We start from the raw sequence: 17,182 nt of genomic DNA, 5'->3' as shown, positions 1-17,182 counted from the left end.
CGATGGGCCAAGCCACAGCCTCGGGGCTATGTTCAGCCCGGTTCAAACACACTGAAGTGGAGAGATCACCTTGGTAGAGTACGTAATTTCCCTCGATAAGCTCGGCGTCCACGATGTGGAGCGTGTGGGGGGCAAGAACGCATCCCTCGGCGAGATGATCAGCAACCTGGCAGGGGCTGGTGTATCGGTTCCAGGGGGCTTCGCGACCACCGCAGAAGCCTATCGCGACTTCCTCGACCAGAGCGGCCTCAATGCTCGCATCCACGCGGCACTCGATGCGCTTGACGTGGATGATGTCAACGCGCTCGCCCGGACCGGAGCTCAGATCCGCCAATCCATCATGGATGCCGAGTTGCCGGGCGAGCTCGACGCCGCCATTCGCACGGCCTTTGCCGAGATGGCGGGCGATAACGAGCACATGGCGGTAGCGGTGCGTTCTTCGGCCACCGCCGAGGACCTGCCGGATGCTTCCTTCGCCGGGCAACAGGAAACCTTCCTCAATATCCGCGGCGTCGACAACGTGATACGTGCCGTGAAAGAAGTCTTTGCCTCGCTGTTCAACGACCGGGCCATCTCCTATCGCGTGCATCAGGGCTTCGACCACAAGCTCGTCGCCCTTTCGGCCGGCGTGCAGCGAATGGTGCGTTCGGAAACCGGTACCGCCGGCGTGATGTTCACGCTGGATACCGAATCGGGATTCCGTGATGTGGTGTTCATCACCGGCGCCTACGGGCTGGGCGAAACCGTCGTCCAGGGCGCGGTCAACCCCGACGAGTTCTATGTGCACAAGCCCACGCTGGAGGCGGGTCGCCCGGCGATCCTGCGGCGCAACCTGGGCAGCAAGGCAATCAAGATGATCTACGGCGAGGAAGCCAAGGCCGGGCGTTCGGTGCAGACCGTTCCGGTCGAGCCGGCCGATCGAACCCGTTTTGCCCTCACCGACGCCGAGGTCAGCGACCTGGCCCGCCAGGCGCTGACCATCGAGAAGCATTACAAGTGCCCGATGGACATCGAGTGGGCCAAGGATGGTGATGACGGCAAGCTCTACATCGTCCAGGCGCGTCCGGAAACGGTGAAGAGCCGCAGCAATGTCAACGTCATGGAACGTTACCTGCTCAAGGAAAAGGGCAAGGTACTCGTGGAAGGGCGAGCCATCGGGCAGCGCATTGGCGCGGGTCCGGTACGGGTCATCCACGATCTCTCGGAAATGGACAAGGTGCAGCCGGGCGATGTACTCGTCTCGGACATGACCGATCCGGATTGGGAACCGGTGATGAAGCGTGCCAGCGCCATCGTCACCAATCGCGGTGGCCGTACCTGCCACGCGGCCATCATCGCTCGGGAACTGGGCGTGCCGGCGGTAGTAGGCTGCGGCACCGCGACCGAGCTGCTGCAGGATGGCCAGCGGGTCACCGTGTCCTGCGCCGAAGGCGACACCGGCTACATCTTCGATGGCGAGCTCGGCTTCGATATCCGCCAGAACTCCATCGATGCGATGCCAGACCTCCCGTTCAAGATCATGATGAACGTCGGCAACCCCGACCGCGCATTCGACTTCGCCAGCCTGCCCAACGAAGGCGTGGGCCTGGCACGTCTGGAGTTCATCATCAATCGCATGATCGGCGTGCATCCCAAGGCGCTGCTGAATTTCGACAGCCTGCCGCCGGAGATCCGCAGCAGCGTCGAGAAGCGCATAGCCGGCTACAGCGATCCGGTCAGCTTCTACGTCGACAAGCTGGTCGAAGGCGTGAGCACCCTGGCGGCGGCATTCTGGCCGAAAAAGGTCATCGTGCGCCTCTCGGACTTCAAGTCCAACGAGTACGCCAACCTGATCGGCGGACGCCTGTACGAGCCCGAAGAAGAAAACCCGATGCTTGGCTTCCGTGGTGCCTCGCGCTACATCAGCGACAACTTCCGTGATTGCTTCGAGCTCGAGTGCCGGGCGATGAAGAAAGTGCGCGATGTGATGGGGCTGACCAACGTCGAACTGATGGTGCCTTTCGTCCGCACGCTGGGCGAGGCCTCGCAGGTGATCGACCTGCTCGGTCGGTACGGCCTCAAGCGCGGTGAGAACGGCCTGCGGGTGATCATGATGTGCGAGCTGCCGTCCAATGCCCTCTTGGCCGAGGAGTTCCTCGAGTACTTCGATGGTTTCTCCATCGGCTCCAACGACATGACCCAACTGACCCTGGGCCTGGATCGCGACTCCGGGATCATCGCTCACCTCTTCGACGAGCGTAACCCGGCGGTCAAGAAGCTGCTGTCCAACGCCATCCAGGCCTGCCGCAAGTCTGGCAAGTACATCGGCATCTGCGGCCAGGGTCCTTCGGACCATCCGGATCTCGCCAAGTGGCTGATGGATGAGGGGATCGAGAGCGTTTCGTTGAACCCGGACTCGGTGCTCGATACCTGGTTCTTCCTTGCCGAATCCAAACTGTAAGCAGGTAGTGGCAAAGAAAAGGGCGGATATTTCCGCCCTTTTTCACGCCTTCGGCCGGTGAGTTCCATTCACGACGGAAAGATGTCGCCGAGCTTGAGCGCCTGCATCATGTCGCCCTCAGTACGCAAACGGCCGGACATGAACGCCTGCATGCCGCTGGTTTCACCGCTGATGATCTCCTTCATGGTGGCCTTGTCGGTAATCAGGGTCACGTCGGCGGCGTCAGAAACCCCGGCCTGCAAATCGCAGGTGCCGTCCTTGATGATGATGTGATAGTTATCGGCATCAGTGATATTGAACTGATACACCAGATCCAGCCCGGCGGCGGCGCTCGGATTGAAACGGGACTGCATCTTCTGAAGGATGTCGCCGGTATCGCTCATTGGATTTTCCTTGTCTGGCTCTGATCGGAGCTGCATGGCAGCGGCCGTTGCGCGAGCGTAGGAGGCTGGCTGCGGGCTGTCAACGTAGCCTAAACCACTGACAGCAAAGACACTCTACTGGCCGCCCCGGGGCAGCGCCGGTATGCTTGCCCGCAACGGTGTCCTTCCGTTGACCTCAGGAGGAAGTGTGGAGTTTCTTGTCGATTACGCCAGTTTTCTGGCCAAGACCCTGACCGTGGTGGCTGCCATCGTGGCCGTGCTTATCGTACTGGCGGTGCTGCGGCGCGGACGCGGCCGGCAGAAAGAAGGTCATCTGGAGGTACACAGCCTCAACGATTTCTACAAGGCGATGCGCGAACGCCTTGAGGATGCGCTGATCGACAAGGACCGGCTGAAGGCCAGGCGCAAGGCGGAGGCGAAGGCTGCCAAGCTTGCCAGGAAGGACAGGGAAAAGGACGAGGAAGCCCGCGACCGGGTGTTCGTGCTCGATTTCGACGGGGACATCAAGGCATCGGCAGTTGAGAGCCTTCGCCACGAGATCACTGCCTTGCTGACCCTGGCCAAGCCTACCGACGAAGTCGTCCTGCGCCTGGAAAGCGGCGGAGGCATGGTTCATGGTTATGGCCTGGCGGCCTCGCAACTGGCGCGTATTCGTCAAGCGGGTGTTCCGTTGACCGTCTGCGTGGACAAGGTCGCGGCCAGTGGCGGTTACATGATGGCCTGTATCGGCAACCGGGTGCTGGCTGCGCCTTTTGCCATTCTCGGTTCGATCGGCGTGGTTGCGCAGCTGCCGAACATCCATCGTCTGTTGAAGAAGCACGATGTGGATGTGGAGATTCTTACCGCTGGGGAATACAAGCGTACCCTCACGGTGCTTGGCGAGAATACGGAAAAGGGGCGCGAGAAATTCAGGGAAGACCTAGAGGCCACCCACCAGCTGTTCAAGGATTTCGTCGGTCAATACCGGCCGGAGCTGCGCATGGACGAGGTCGCCACCGGCGAGATCTGGCTGGGCACCGATGCGTTGGACATGCAGTTGGTGGACCGACTTGCCACCAGTGACGAGTACCTGGCCCAGCGGGCCCGCGAAGCCGATCTGTTCCAGTTGAGTTATGTGGAAAAGAAAAGCCTGCCGCAGCGCTTCGGCATGGGTGTGAGCCAGGCGGCGGAGGCCAGTCTGACGAGGTTCTGGAGCCGCCTCAGTGAGCAGCGATTCTGGCAATGACCGGAAAGAACGAACCCGCCATCGGCGGGTTCGTTCTTTCTGCGGATCGCTTCAGCCGCGACGGCGGAACAGCGGCCTGGGATCGTCCGCGCCGGCCTGGTAGGTCACGCTGAAATCCTGGAGTCCTTCCAGCGCCGCCTGAGGATCGCGGTCCGGGCGCACGGCGAAGGCGTCGAAACCACAACGCTGCATGGCGAACAGCTGGTCGCGCAACACATCGCCAATCGCGCGGATCTCGCCCTTGTAGCCGTAGCGCTCGCGCAGCAGGCGGGCGGTGGAATAGTGGCGGCCGTCGGTGAAGGCCGGGAACTCCAGTGCAATGACCTGGAAATGCTGCAGGTCATCGACCAGCTCTTCGATCTCCTCGCCAGCGGCGAGCCAAACCCCCAGCCCGCCATCGCGGGCCTTGAGGGCATGGGCATGTTCCAGCCAGAGCGCCATGGGCACGATGAGGTCGTCGCTGTTGGGCAGGCCTTCGAGGCTGCCGTCTTTCGGGATCAGGTGCCAGGTCTCGACCACCAGCTCGCCGTTCTTAATGATTTGCTGCATAGACGCGCTCCTTGAAGGGGGCGATGCCGATCCGGCGGAAAGTGTCGAGGAACTGCTCTTCTTCGGTGCGGGCATCGACGTAGACCTGGATGATCTTGCTGATCACATCGGCCATGTCGTCCTGGGCGAAGGCCGGGCCGAGGATCTGGCCGAGGCTCGCCTCGCGTCCGGCGCTGCCGCCAAGGGAGACCTGATAGAATTCTTCGCCTTTCTTGTCGACGCCGAGCACGCCGATGTTGCCGACGTGGTGGTGGCCGCAGGCATTCATGCAGCCGGAGATGTTCAGTTCGACGTCGCCAATGTCGAACAGGTAGTCCAGATCGTCGAAGCGGCGCTGGATGGCCTCGGCCACCGGGATCGACTTGGCGTTGGCCAGCGAGCAGAAGTCGCCGCCCGGGCAGCAGATGATGTCGGTCAAGAGGCCGATGTTGGGGGTGGCGAAGCCGTATTCGCGCAGCTCGTGCCACAGGTCCAGCAGTCGCGCCTGCTCGACGTCGGCGAGGATCATGTTCTGGTTGTGGCTGTTGCGCACCTCGCCGAAGCTGAAGCGGTCGGCCAGCTCGGCGATGGCGTCCAGCTGCTTGTCGGTCACATCACCCGGGGCAACGCCGGTGGGCTTGAGCGACAGGGTCACCGCGCAGTAGCCGGGCTTCTTGTGGCCCACCACATTGCGCTCGCGCCAGCGGGAAAAGCCCGGGTGCTCGGCGTCGGCAGCGGTGAAATCGACGTCTTCCAGCGCCTGGTAGGCCGGATCGACGAAGTACTGCGATACCCTCTGTACCTCGGCCTCGGTCAGGGTGGTGGGGCCGTCCTTCAGGTGCGCCCACTCGGCGTCGACGCGCTCGGCGAACACTTCCGGGGTCAGTGCCTTGACCAGGATCTTGATCCGCGCCTTGAACTTGTTGTCCCGGCGGCCGAAGCGGTTGTAGACCCGCAGGATCGCTTCCAGGTAGCTCAACAGGTGCTGCCAGGGCAAAAAGTCGTTGATGAAGCTACCGACAATCGGGGTCCGGCCCAGGCCGCCACCCACGGAGACGCGAAAGCCCAGCTCGCCGGCGTCGTTGTTCACCGCTTCCAGACCGATGTCATGCACCTCGATGGCGGCGCGGTCGCGCGTGGCACCGTTCACTGCGATCTTGAACTTGCGCGGCAAATGGGTGAACTCGGGGTGGAAAGTGGACCACTGGCGGATGATCTCGCACCAGGGGCGCGGATCCACCAGTTCGTCCTTCGCCACACCGGCGAACTGGTCGGTGGTGGTGTTGCGGATGCAGTTGCCGCTGGTCTGGATCGCGTGCATCTGCACGGTGGCCAGCTCGGCGAGGATGTCGGGCACGTCTTCGAGATCCGGCCAGTTGAACTGGACGTTCTGGCGGGTACTGATGTGCGCGTAGCCCTTGTCGTAGTCGCGGGCGATCTGGGCGAGCTTGCGCACCTGAGCGGACGACAGCAGACCGTAGGGCACCGCGACGCGCAGCATGGGCGCATAACGCTGGACGTACAGGCCGTTCTGCAGGCGCAGGGGGCGATATTCCTCTTCGCTCAGCTCACCCGCCAGGTAGCGCTGGGTCTGGTCGCGGAACTGCTTGACACGTTCCTCGACGATGAGCTGGTCGTACTGGTCGTATTGATACATGGATGTTCCTGTCATCAGGCGTCGGCAGGCTGTTGGTCCGCCTGTTGTGCCGATAGGGTGGCCGCCGCAAGGCGCCGGTCGCCGGGTAACCGCGGCCTTGTCGGTCCGCCGCCTCGGTTTGAAGGCAAGCCTTTGCAAGGGCGGAAAGATACCAGTCTGCCTTTATAGGAAAAAGTGATATTTCTCTATATAAAAAGGCGGTTTGGGAATAACCGTTCCGCTTGATCAAGCCGCTTTCGAGGTCAGCAGAATGATCCCACCGACTACCACAAGGGCGCCGGCGACCTGCAGCGGCCCCAACTGCTGGCCAAGGATCACCCAGCCAAAAACCAAGCCCGCCACTGGCTCTACGTTCATCACCGGAGCGTTGCGCGGCATGTCGAGTCGATTCACCCAGACGAACAGCAACGAGAAGGCCGAGCCGTAGAGAAGCGCGAGGCAGCCCAGCGCCCACCATCCGGCAGGCGCGGCGGGCAGGCTGAGGCCGCCGGGCACCAGACCCGTGGCGCCGGCGAGACTGGCATAACCAAACACCGTCAGCATCGCCGTGAGGCTGCGCACCGGGCCGTGGACGGACGCCAGGCGATTGTTGACGACCCACAGCGCCACGGCAAAGACCCCGGCGGCCACCAGCGAGTAGGCAATCCCGGCACCCCAGGCCACGCCGTCGTCGGCGCCGGCAAGCCGCGCCGGCACATCCAGGGCCATGCCCAGCCCGAACAGGATCACCAGCATGATTCTCAGGGTGCGCGGCGTCGGGGCGGCGCCTCCCAGGGCCCAGGTGAGCAGCGCCAGCAGCAGCGGAAAGATGTTGACCACCAGCAGGGCCAGCGCGACCGGGATCCGGACGATCGCCGAATAGATGCAATAGCTCTGGATGGCGATCAGCGTGCCGAACAGCAACTGCCAGGGCCAAACGCCGGCGGGCAGGCTGAAGCGCTCCCTCCGCCACGCCAGCAGTGCTGTCAGGCACAGGACCGGCACCGCCGAGCGGCAGAGAATGGCCAGCAGCAGACCGGTCTCGTTGTCGAAGGCGATGCGAGCTGCGATATGGTTTGCAGCAAAGGTGCAGGCCAGCAGTGCCAGCACGATGGCAGCGATGGAGCGAGGTAAGAGCGCGGGGGGAGTCATGAACAGCCTGGAAGGTGAAAACGCCGCATCAGTCTAAGCCGCGGCGCCGGTAACTAATAGACACAAATCAAGGGGGTAATCGTTGCGTTTGCCGGCGCAGGCTGAAGACCCAGCCTTTCGTTGTTCGGGCAGGCATTCGCGCCGACGGGGCAGTTGCCAGGCGCCTTGATAACCTCGAGATCTCAGGCCTCGGCCCGGGCAAAGGCCCCGGCGACTTCGGCGGCCGAGCGGGGGCGCACCACCCGGTCGACTTCAATGCCGTCGCGCAAAAAGATCAGGGTCGGCCAGAGTTTGACCTTGAAGGCTCGACCCAGAGCGCGACCCTTGCCGTCTTCGACTTTCAGGTGGCGCACATGGGCATAGCCTGCCAGCGCTTCATCTACCGCGGGTTGTGCCGCCTGGCAGTAGCCACACCAGTCGGTGCCGAATTCCAGCAAGGTCACCCCTGGCATCGACTCGACTTCCGCGCGGCTGGGGGCCACGGCCGAGTAATTACCCGTCATGTCTGTCTCCTCCCGTTTACCGATACTGCCTTGGACCAGCATCGCCCCGCGGCATTCCCTCCTGCTGCCGGATCTGCCATGCGCTTGATCTGCCCAAGGTCGGCGCGTAAGGTGGCGTCCCTCCTGACATGCCTCGGCATGGAGGGCTCGATGGAGTGTGTGGTGCCCGGATCATGATTCGGGGTAAATGGGAAATCAGTCAAAGCTGATGCTGCCCCCGCAACGGTAAGGTTTCAAACCGAGCCCGACACCAGCCCACACTCCCCAGGACAGTTGCGGTGGGCGACTGCCTCGTCACGTCCCCGCCTGCGCGGGTCGTCGTGCCGCGCCCACACGTCTCGCATGTTGGAGAATGGGCGTGACCTCGATTCTGCTTCGCATCAGCTTTGCCGCCTGGTTGTTGGCCCTTGCGCCATTGAGCCTGGCCGCACAGCTCAACGCCATCGTTTCCCAGTACAGCGCTGCCGAATTCGCTGCAGCGGTGCCTTTGTTCAACCAGACATCACCTGACCAGCGCATCAGTGCGCGCACCCCCGAGCAGCTTGCCGAGCTTGACGACGCCGAGGTTCGACAGTGGCTGGAGCAGGGATCGATGCTGTTCGTGGTGGGCCTGTTCGGTGCCGAGGCCGAGCGTCTCGCGCCGCTGATCGCCGAGGCGGCCGGAGATCGGCTACTGCTGCACAGCGACCAGACGCTGGTCGCCCTGAGCCGTATCGATGGCCGGCCGCTGTTTGCCAACCGCGCTGAAGCGGAAACCCTCGGTGGGCTCAAGCCGGAGGGCGATCTGGGCCAATGGCTTGTCGAGCAACAAGCACTGCGTCCGCGCCAGGCGGCCTGGATCGAGGCACGAAGCTACTGGCTGGCTGGAGGCAGCGACAACATCGCCAGGCTGCTCGCCTGGCTGGCGGCGCGTGACGATCCGGCAATCATCACCGAAGCAGCCGTGCCGCGACCGGCCTTGCGCTTCTATCAACAGGGTCAGGTGGTGGATGCCAGCGAACTGCAATGGAAGCACGAGCGACTGGTCGTGGTGATCGACCACGGCCGCGCCGACCGTAGCGGCGACCGTGATCTCAATGACAGGCTTTGCCAGGCCATGCAGAGGCGCGGGGTGGATTGCCTCAGCCTGTTCGCCAACTGGGGCCAGGGTACCCTGGAAGGGCTGCAATGGCTGGCCGAGGGCAGGCACCCTCCGCTGGCGGCTGTGGTGGTGCTGCAGGACTTCGTCATGGGCGGCGGGGAAGGCCGCGAGGCGGCTGTCGAGCTGCTGGCCAGGCTGAACGTACCGGTGATAAAGGCGTTACGCCTGGACGACCGCGACGAGGCGGCCTGGCAGCTCTCCAGTGACGGCATCGGGCGCGACAAGGTGCATTACCAGTTGGCCATGCCCGAGCTACAGGGGAGCAGCCAGCCCGTGGTGCTTGCCGCCTGGCAGGCTGCGCAGACCGAGCCGCATTCGGGCCTGCGCTACGGGTTCAGCCAGCCGATCCCGGCGCGGGTCGAGGCACTCACCGAGCGCGTGACCGCCTGGCAGCGCCTGCAGTTAGAGGACAACGCCAACAAGCGGGTGGCCATCATCTACTACAACCATCCGCCGGGTCGTCACAACATCGGTGCCGACAACCTTGACGTCCCGCGCTCGCTGTTCCAGATCCTGCGCCGACTCGAGGCTGAAGGCTACGACACCGGGCCGCTCCCGGATAGCGCCGAGGCACTGCTCGAGCTCATGCAGGCCCGCGGCGTCAACCTGCCCGAACACAATGACGCGCTGGCCGAGATGGCCGGGCAGGTCGAAGGAATTTCAGCCGAGGACTATCGCCGCTGGTTCGAGACCCTGCCGGTTGCCTTGCAGGCGGAAATGACGCAGGGCCCGCTGGGCTACTGGAATGCGCAGTTGCGGCGCGCGCTTGAGGCCTCGGAGCTGGCAATGGCCGAGGAGATCTTCGACAGCGGCGCGAGTGAACTGCACCATGTGCTCGATGGCGTCGAGCATCCTGCCCGGGCCCGCGCGCTCGATCTGCTGGCCCAGCTCGAAACCCTTTACCGACATGCGCTGGACGAGCCGGCGGCGGCTGACTGGAATGGCGCGCAGGCGCTGATCGAGGCCTTGGCCGCCACCGGCATCGAGGGATTGCGCGGCTGGGGCGAAGCGCCGGGCGAGGTGATGGTGCATGACGGACGTCTGGTGCTGCCCGGCCTGCGCCTGGGTAACGTCTTCATCGGCCCCCAACCGCCACGCGGCTGGGAAGTGGACGAAGAATTGTTGCACGCCAACCTGGTGTTTCCGCCGCCGCATCAGTACCTGGCCTTCTACCACTGGCTGAAGGACGTGTTCGGCGCCGATGCGCTGATCCATCTGGGCCGCCATTCCACCTACGAATTCCTCCCCCGCCGGCGCGCCGCGCTCAGCGACGAGGACTATCCCATGCAGGTCGTCGGCGCGCTGCCGAGCATCTACCCCTATATCGTCGATGGCGTGGGTGAGGGCATCCAGGCCAAGCGCCGCGGGTTGGCGGTGATGGTAGACCACCTGACCCCGCCGCTGGTGGCGACGCCGCTCTACGACGACCTGCTGCGGTTGCGCCAGTTGATCGAAAGCTTCGAGTCCGGTAGCGGTCAGGTGGAAGGTCCGGCACGCCGGGCGACCATTGCGGCGATCAGGCAACTGGTGGGCGAGGCGGGGCTGGAGGCGGAACTTCGCGAATCCATGGCCGATCCCCTGGCCGCGCGCGGCATCGACTTCGAGCAGGCCGACGACGATCTGCTGGTGCATGAGGTCGGCCACTACCTGACCCACATCCAGGAACGCTTCATGCCCATGGGCCTGCACGTATTCGGCGCTGACTGGTCGCGCGAAGCCGTGGACACCTTGCTGACCTCCATGGGCACAGATGACCCTGGGCATCGTCAGGCGCTGGAGCGTTCGCCCGCTGCCGAAATGCAGGCACTGGTGGACGCGCTGGACGGCCGCTTCGTGCTGCCGGGCAAGGGCAACGACCCGATCCGTACCCCCGAGGCGTTGCCCACCGGACGCAACTTCCACGCACTCGACAGCAGCCTGCTGCCGAGCCGCATCGGTTGGGGGATCGGCCGTGAGCTGGCGGACAAGGCCCGTGCGCGGCCGATCGGGCCGGGTGGGCGCGAGGCGGTGATCCTCTGGGCATCCGATACGGTGCGCGACGAGGGCGCCATGGTCGCCTTTGGCCTTGACCTGCTCGGCGTGGAGCCTATCTGGAACAGCCGGGGCATCGTCGAGGGGATTCGCCGGCTGCCGCTTGAAGGGGATCGCGAGCGCCGCGACCTGCTGTTCACCACTTCCGGGCTGTTCCGCGACCTCTATGCAGACCAGTTGGCCTTGCTCGAGCGTGGCGTGCTGCTGGCGCTGGCTGGTGCCGGGCAGACCATCCGCCGGGATTTCCCGGCGTTGCGTCCGGCCCTGGCCGCTGCACTGGAGCCACTGGCCGGCGCGGTGGAGGAGGCCGATGAGTCGCTGGCGGTAAACCGCGTCGCGGCCAACTGGGTGGATGACGCGGCGCGCCGGCTGAACGCCGGAGCCTCTGCCGAGCGAGCCGGAGCCCTGGCCGCCCTGCGCCTGTTCGGCGTGGCTCCTGGTGCCTATGGCGCCGGCATCAACCGGCTGGTGGAGCGATCCGGTGCCTGGGAGGATCGCAGCGAACTGTCGCGCGCCTACGTCAACCGCATGGGCCACGCCTATGGGCTGCGCCACCAGGGCGAGCCGGTCCAGGCGGTGTTCGAGGAAAACCTGCGCCAGGTTCAGCGCACCTATCTGGGACGCAGCAGCAACCTCTACGGGCTGATGGACAACAATGACGCCTTCGACTACCTCGGCGGCCTGAGCCTGGCGGTCGAGCACCTCGCCGGGCAGCCCCCGGAAAACTACGTCAGCTGGCACAACGACCCGCGCCAGGTGCGCCTGGAGCCCCTGCAGGTCGCGCTGCTGGCGGAGCTGCGCGGGCGGTTTCTCAACCCGGCATGGATCAAGGCCCTGATGCAGCACGACTACGCCGGCGCCCGCACCATGGGCAGCGAGTTTCTTGAATACCTCTGGGGCTGGCAGGTGACCAATCCGGACATCATCACCGGCGCTGCCTGGGAAGAGGTCAAGGCGGTGTATCTGGACGACCGGCATGAATTGGCCATCGACGAATTTCTCGAGCGCGGCGCCAACGTCCATGTGAAGAGCAACATGCTGGCGATCATGCTGGTGGCCATTCACAAGGGCTTCTGGGACGCCGACGAGGCGACCACCGGGGCGCTCGCCGAAGCCTTCGCCCGCCTGGTGGCCGAGCACGGCCTGCCGGGTAGCGGCCACACCCGCCCGGACCATCCGATGCTGCCCTGGCTGCTGGAACGGCTTGACGAGGCGCAAGGCGAAGGCCTGCGTGCACGGATGGAAGCGGCCCTGCGAGACAGTGGATCGCAGCGGGTGCCTTCGAGCATCAGCGAGCTTCATCCTGAGACCCAGCCGGTGGCCGAAGGCGAGGAGGAGGCGGCAGTGGGCGCTGACAGCCGTATCTGGTTTGGTCTGCTGCTGCTCTTGCTCCTGCTGGGGTTGGGCGTGTGGCGTGGACGAGGAGCAGGTCGGTGAGTTTCGACAATCAGGTTTTCGTCTGGCTGCACCTGCTGGTGAGCCTGCTGCTGCAACCGGTGACCTGGGGATTGTTCGGGCTGCTGGCGCTGGCGGTGATGGATATCGGCATAACCCTGGGTGAGCGCTTGGGCGGGCTGGCGCGCTGGCGCCGGCTGGCGTTGCCTGAGATCGAGCGGCGCGCGCGCAAGCGGCTCGATCGCGCCGATCTGATCGCCCGGGTCGGACCCATGCTCGGCCTGATGGGCACGCTGATCCCGCTGGGGCCGGGCCTTGCCGCGCTGGGCGAGGGCAATGTGCAGATTCTCAGTGTGGCGATGCGTGTCGCCTTCGACACCACGGTGCTCGGGCTGCTGGCCGGGGTGATTGGCTTTGCCCTGGGGCGACTGCGCCGTCGCTGGTACGACGAGTTGCTGGATGAACTGGAGGCGGAGGGCAATCAGCATGCGACGTCGCTGGCGCAGTAGCCGCTTTGCCGCGGGCGACGAGGACCCCCTCGGGCCGCTGGCCAACCTGGTCGACGTGGTGCTGGTGTTCGCCTGTGGCCTGATCGCCGCGCTGGTGGCGCAGACCGACCTGCTGCAACAGCTGCAGCCGCAGCGCCAGCCGGTGACGGTCGAGCAGGGCCGAGAGCTACCGCGCCTGCCGGATGCTGTCGAGGGTTCGGGGGGCGAGGGTTTGCAGAGCGTGGGACAGGTCTACCGCGATCCCCAGACCGGGAAGCTGATCCTCATCGGTGACTGACCTCACCAGCCACCGGGGCGTCCCGGGGTCAGAGCTCGGTGACCCGCAACCGACGCGGCATGGCCGCTGCTTCAGCACGGGCGCGCAACTGGCCGCAACCGCCGTCGATATCCTGCCCGGCGGAATTACGGACCTTGGTCAGCACCCCGCGGCTGTGCAGGTAGCGCACCATCCGCACGATGCGCTCGCCCGTGGGCCGCTGGAACTGGTCGTCGTCAAGGCTGTTGTAGGGGATCAGGTTGAGCACCGCATAGCGGCCCTTGAACAGCCGAAGGATGCCATCCATTTCCTCATCGGTGTCATTGATGCCGGCCAGCAGTGTCCACTGATACTGGATCGGATGACCCACCTGACGGGCATAGGCCTCGCCCAGTTCCATCAGCTCTTCGGGGTCGATGGGCGGCGCCTTGGGCAGCAGCTCGCGCCGCAGCTGAGCGCGGGTACTATGCAGCGAGAGTGCCAGCGCAGGCTTGACCCGCTCCTGCGGTAGTCGCTCGAAGACCCGCCGGTCGCCGACCGTGGAAAACACCAGGTTCTTGTGGCCGATGCCGCCGGGCCCGCCCAGGAGGTCGATGGCTTCAAGGACCTGCTCGAGGTTATGGGCCGGTTCGCCCATGCCCATGAACACCACCTTCTTCACCGGGCGCCGGCGCCGGGCGAGGGCAACCTGAGCGGCGATCTCGGCGCTGCTGACCTGGCGCAGCAGCCCGCTCTTGCCGGTCATGCAGAACACGCAGCCGACCGCGCATCCCACCTGCGTCGAAACGCACAGGCCGTCCCGCGGCAGCAACACACTCTCCACGGTCTGGCCGTCGCCCAGCCTCACCAGCAGGCGCGCCGATCCATCAGCCCCGGAATGTTCTGCCTGGACTTCGGCCAGCCCTTCGATCCGCTGGCTGAGCACGGGCAGCGCCGCACGGACCCGCAGCGGCAGGAAATGCTCCGATTGCTGATGGCGGGTGCCGGTGTCGAGCGGCCAGCCTTGCAACCAGGCGCGGGTGATCCGCCCGATGTGTTTGGGGTTGGCGCCGAGCTCGGCCAGGTGCTGGGTGATGTCGTGGATTCGCATGGGGCGCGGATCGTATCATCCGGCGCCTTGCTTGACAGCTGCCGCCGCTCAGCCGCTTGCGGCCATCGCCGGGTGCCGGTAAAACAGCCGCCCGTTTTCCAGTCTCCGGAGCCTCCATGGCCAAAGCAATGGCTCGCCATATCCTGGTGAAAACCGAGGCGGAAGCTGCCGCCCTGAAGAAACGCATCGCCGCTGGCGAGGCGTTCGACGTTCTGGCGCGCAAGCACTCCACCTGCCCCTCGGGCAAGCGCGGCGGCGACCTGGGCGAGGTCCGTCCCGGTCAGATGGTGCGCTCGATCGATCAGGTGATCTTCAAGAAGGCGGTGCGCGAAGTGCATGGTCCGGTGAAAAGCCAGTTCGGTTATCACCTTGTGCAAGTCTATTACCGGGAGTAATAGGCGCGACCTATCGGTCGGATGATCAGGCGGCATTGGCCTCTGGGATTCGCCATCTGCGATGCTGGCGACCGTACCCTCTATTCAGTTGAGAGCGCAGGCATGAGCAGCATCACCCAGTCCTTTCGCAACGCCTGGCTGGCCCAGATCGACTCCAATCGCTGGGTCGCTGCCGGCCTCGCCGTTTCAGCCGCCTTTGTGCTGGTGCTGCTGGTGGTGAGCATCTTCAATGCGTTCACCGGGATCCATCCGGCATACGTCCGCCATTCGCTCTACGGTGGCTTCGCCGGTTTCGCCGCCACCGGTCTCGGCGCACTGCTCGCCTTGTGCTTTGGCAACATCAATGCACGCACCCAGGACACCATGCTGGGCTTTGCGGCTGGGATGATGCTCGCGGCGAGCTCCTTTTCGCTGATCCTGCCTGGCATCGAGGCGGCCGAGGACCTTACCGGCAGCGGCATGCTCGCTGCTGCGACCGTGGTGCTCGGCCTTGGCCTGGGTGTCCTGTTGATGCTCGGGCTTGACCGTTTCACTCCGCACGCACATGAAAGCACCGGCCCCTGCGGCCCGGAGGCGGCGCGCATCAATAAGGTGTGGCTGTTCGTGCTGGCGATCACGCTGCACAACCTGCCGGAGGGCATGGCCATCGGCGTCGGTTTCGGCGGAGGAGACCTGAGTGTGGGCATCCCGCTGGCGGCCGCCATTGCCATTCAGGACATTCCAGAGGGCCTGGCTGTGGCCATTGCCCTGCGGGCAATCGGCCTGTCGCGCAAGATTGCCGTCCTGGTCGCGCTCGGCAGCGGCATCATGGAGCCCATCGGCGCGCTGGTCGGCGTCGGTATCTCCAGCGGCTTCGCGCTGGCTTACCCGGTGGGCATGGGGCTGGCGGCCGGGGCGATGATTTTCGTGGTGTCCCACGAGATCATTCCCGAGACCCATCGCAACGGCCACCAGACGCCCGCCACCCTGGGCCTGACGGGCGGTTTCGGTGTCATGATGTTTCTCGACACCGCGCTCGGCTGAGCGGCCTCAGGCTCGCTCCAGCACCGCGAGTATTTCGTTGAAGTCGGGGCGGGTGACGGGTGTCCCGTCCTGACAGGCCGCGGCCAGCGCCGTGAGCGACTGCGGAGGCGATGTGGTGCGTTGCAGCAGTTCTTCCAGCAGGCATCCGAAGGCTCGCGCCTCGAGACGTTGCAGGGCCAGGCCCTGGGTGCTGCCCAGCGTGAAGAATGACGCCGCGCCGAAGTCGCTGAGCAGGCACTGCGCAGCGGGGTCTACCAACAGGTTATGGGCATAGAGGTCGCCATGCAGGATGCCCAGAGCGTGCAGGTGCCGGGCGACCGAGGCGGCCGCGGTCGCGATGCGTCGCGTCTGTTCGGCGCTGAAGCAGCTATCCTCGGCATAGACGTCGCGGGTGCAACTGGCCAGAGAGGGCGGTGCGGCCAGCGGTTGAAAGGCCGGATCGACCAACTCCATCAGTAGCCCCGGGCGCGCCTGTGGCTGCTCCGCCAATGGGCCAGCCACGCCGATCAGGTGGGGATGCCGGCCTGCGGCGATGCAGGCGGCCATCTCACTGTGCGGCAGGCCGTCGCTGGTCACCTCTCCCTTGAACAGCTTCACCGCCATCAGCCTGGTTGGCGCGTCCGGACGGCGCCAGTTGGCGCGATGGATGATCCCCGAGGCGCCCTGGCCAAGCACCGGGCCGACGTCGATCTGCCTGCGGTCGATGAGTGGCAACGGATGCTCGGCGAGCACCCGCGCTTCGGCGGCATCGCTGAAAGGGTTGCCGGCAAAGGCCAGCCAGGCCAGACGTGGCATGTCCGCCAGCCAGCCGGGCAGGCGTTCCAGGCGGTTGGCGGCAATGCGCAGCAATTCAAGTTGTTGAGCATCGGCGAGGCTGGCCGGCAGCCCTGTAAGGGCGTTGCCGGCAAGCATCAGCTTCTGCAGGCGAGGGCGTTCGCCAAGCGCTTCTGGCAGCGCTTCGATGGCATTGTCGGTAAGGATCAGCCAGCGCAGCGGCGCGGGCAGGGCGGTGGCGTCGACCTGGCGAATGCGATTGGCCTTGAAGCCCACCATCTCCAGCTGCGGGCAGTCGCCCAGCACATCCGGCAACCGGGTGAAGCGGTTCTCCGAGCAGAACAGGATGCGCAGCTTGTGCAGCCGCGACAGATCGGCAGGCAGGCTGCTCAGGCGGTTGCCGGTGAGGTTGAGTACTTCGAGGGTGTCGGCCAGGCCAAACACCGCATCAGGCAGTTCATCGAGATCGGCGCACAGATCCAGCCGGGTCGTGCCGGCCAGTTCGCCGCGCTCGAGTTGTTCAAGGGTGTGCATCGGGCATGTGACTCGTTGGGCAGTTTGATATCAGGCAACGGCGCGTCGGCAAAGTGCGATCGAAGGATTTACGGTGACAGCCGATTGCTGGACGAATCGGGCCTCGCTACGCCTGGCCCGGCGTGTTAGCGTCCATGGCTTCGATGGACCAAGGTCCTCAGCCACCA

General features: G+C 65.0%; 14 protein-coding genes and 1 riboswitch. Of the genes, 7 read left to right on the top strand and 7 right to left on the bottom strand.

The window, feature by feature from the left end; all coding sequences use genetic code 11:
- Window positions 1-70: 70 nt before the first annotated feature.
- On the top strand, window positions 71-2,440 hold the full coding sequence (gene ppsA, locus ACFOMF_RS04235; RefSeq protein ID WP_386361564.1) for a phosphoenolpyruvate synthase: 2,370 nt from the start codon (window positions 71-73) through the stop codon (window positions 2,438-2,440).
- A gap of 68 nt (window positions 2,441-2,508) precedes the next feature.
- Here the strand turns inward: ppsA and ACFOMF_RS04230 are convergent, their stop codons facing one another.
- Complete coding sequence (locus ACFOMF_RS04230; RefSeq protein ID WP_386361562.1) at window positions 2,509-2,823, bottom strand: SCP2 sterol-binding domain-containing protein; 315 nt, start codon at window positions 2,821-2,823, stop codon at window positions 2,509-2,511.
- Between the two features lie 187 nt (window positions 2,824-3,010).
- Here ACFOMF_RS04230 and sohB point away from each other — a divergent pair, with 187 nt between their 5' ends.
- The gene (gene sohB, locus ACFOMF_RS04225) at window positions 3,011-4,048 is read left to right on the top strand and encodes a protease SohB (RefSeq protein ID WP_386361560.1); all 1,038 of its coding nucleotides are present in this window, start codon (window positions 3,011-3,013) and stop codon (window positions 4,046-4,048) included.
- Window positions 4,049-4,099: 51 nt separating this feature from the next.
- On the opposite strand, the gene ACFOMF_RS04220 is transcribed toward sohB, so the two are convergent.
- The 4 genes from ACFOMF_RS04220 to ACFOMF_RS04205 form a co-directional block, all read right to left on the bottom strand.
- Entirely contained in the window at window positions 4,100-4,597 is a 498-nt protein-coding gene (locus ACFOMF_RS04220) for a DUF934 domain-containing protein (protein WP_386361558.1), read from the bottom strand.
- Window positions 4,581-6,233: a nitrite/sulfite reductase gene (locus tag ACFOMF_RS04215; protein WP_386361556.1), complete on the bottom strand. Its 1,653-nt coding sequence runs from the start codon at window positions 6,231-6,233 to the stop codon at window positions 4,581-4,583. Before ACFOMF_RS04215 ends, ACFOMF_RS04220 begins: the two co-directional genes overlap by 17 nt.
- Window positions 6,234-6,458: 225 nt before the next feature.
- The gene (locus ACFOMF_RS04210; RefSeq protein WP_386361554.1) at window positions 6,459-7,364 is read right to left on the bottom strand and encodes an EamA family transporter; all 906 of its coding nucleotides are present in this window, start codon (window positions 7,362-7,364) and stop codon (window positions 6,459-6,461) included.
- A gap of 182 nt (window positions 7,365-7,546) precedes the next feature.
- Complete coding sequence (locus ACFOMF_RS04205; RefSeq protein ID WP_386361553.1) at window positions 7,547-7,867, bottom strand: thioredoxin family protein; 321 nt, start codon at window positions 7,865-7,867, stop codon at window positions 7,547-7,549.
- Between the two features lie 143 nt (window positions 7,868-8,010).
- A riboswitch (cobalamin riboswitch) is annotated at window positions 8,011-8,141 on the top strand.
- Between the two features lie 84 nt (window positions 8,142-8,225).
- Here ACFOMF_RS04205 and ACFOMF_RS04200 point away from each other — a divergent pair.
- The 3 genes from ACFOMF_RS04200 to ACFOMF_RS04190 are packed head-to-tail and all read left to right on the top strand — an operon-like array spanning window position 8,226 to window position 13,220.
- Window positions 8,226-12,476: a cobaltochelatase subunit CobN gene (locus ACFOMF_RS04200; RefSeq protein WP_386361551.1), complete on the top strand. Its 4,251-nt coding sequence runs from the start codon at window positions 8,226-8,228 to the stop codon at window positions 12,474-12,476.
- Complete coding sequence (locus tag ACFOMF_RS04195; RefSeq protein WP_386361549.1) at window positions 12,473-12,943, top strand: MotA/TolQ/ExbB proton channel family protein; 471 nt, start codon at window positions 12,473-12,475, stop codon at window positions 12,941-12,943. The genes ACFOMF_RS04200 and ACFOMF_RS04195 overlap by 4 nt, the downstream gene beginning before the upstream one ends.
- Window positions 12,921-13,220, top strand: coding sequence for a DUF2149 domain-containing protein (locus ACFOMF_RS04190; RefSeq protein WP_386361547.1), 300 nt, complete (start codon window positions 12,921-12,923; stop codon window positions 13,218-13,220). Before ACFOMF_RS04195 ends, ACFOMF_RS04190 begins: the two co-directional genes overlap by 23 nt.
- Before the next feature lie 28 nt (window positions 13,221-13,248).
- On the opposite strand, the gene ACFOMF_RS04185 is transcribed toward ACFOMF_RS04190, so the two are convergent.
- The gene (locus ACFOMF_RS04185) at window positions 13,249-14,289 is read right to left on the bottom strand and encodes an RNA methyltransferase (RefSeq protein WP_386361546.1); all 1,041 of its coding nucleotides are present in this window, start codon (window positions 14,287-14,289) and stop codon (window positions 13,249-13,251) included.
- Between the two features lie 116 nt (window positions 14,290-14,405).
- Between ACFOMF_RS04185 and ACFOMF_RS04180 the strand changes: the two genes are divergently transcribed.
- Together ACFOMF_RS04180 and ACFOMF_RS04175 are read left to right on the top strand one after the other, a co-directional pair.
- Window positions 14,406-14,684 carry a peptidylprolyl isomerase gene (locus ACFOMF_RS04180; protein ID WP_386361544.1) on the top strand — a complete coding sequence of 93 codons (279 nt, stop codon included), beginning with the start codon at window positions 14,406-14,408 and terminating at the stop codon, window positions 14,682-14,684.
- Window positions 14,685-14,786: 102 nt separating this feature from the next.
- Window positions 14,787-15,707 (top strand): ZIP family metal transporter, encoded by a 921-nt coding sequence (locus ACFOMF_RS04175; RefSeq protein WP_386361542.1) that lies wholly within the window; start codon window positions 14,787-14,789, stop codon window positions 15,705-15,707.
- A 6-nt stretch (window positions 15,708-15,713) separates the two neighbouring features.
- On the opposite strand, the gene ACFOMF_RS04170 is transcribed toward ACFOMF_RS04175, so the two are convergent.
- Complete coding sequence (locus ACFOMF_RS04170) at window positions 15,714-17,015, bottom strand: leucine-rich repeat-containing protein kinase family protein (RefSeq protein WP_386361540.1); 1,302 nt, start codon at window positions 17,013-17,015, stop codon at window positions 15,714-15,716.
- Window positions 17,016-17,182 lie beyond the last annotated feature (167 nt).

It is taken from the genome of Stutzerimonas tarimensis (assembly GCF_042648805.1).
Taxonomy (GTDB): domain Bacteria; phylum Pseudomonadota; class Gammaproteobacteria; order Pseudomonadales; family Pseudomonadaceae; genus Azomonas; species Azomonas tarimensis.
The sequence above is the reverse complement of the archived record's forward strand: the minus strand, read 5'-3'. Positions and strand labels throughout refer to the sequence as shown.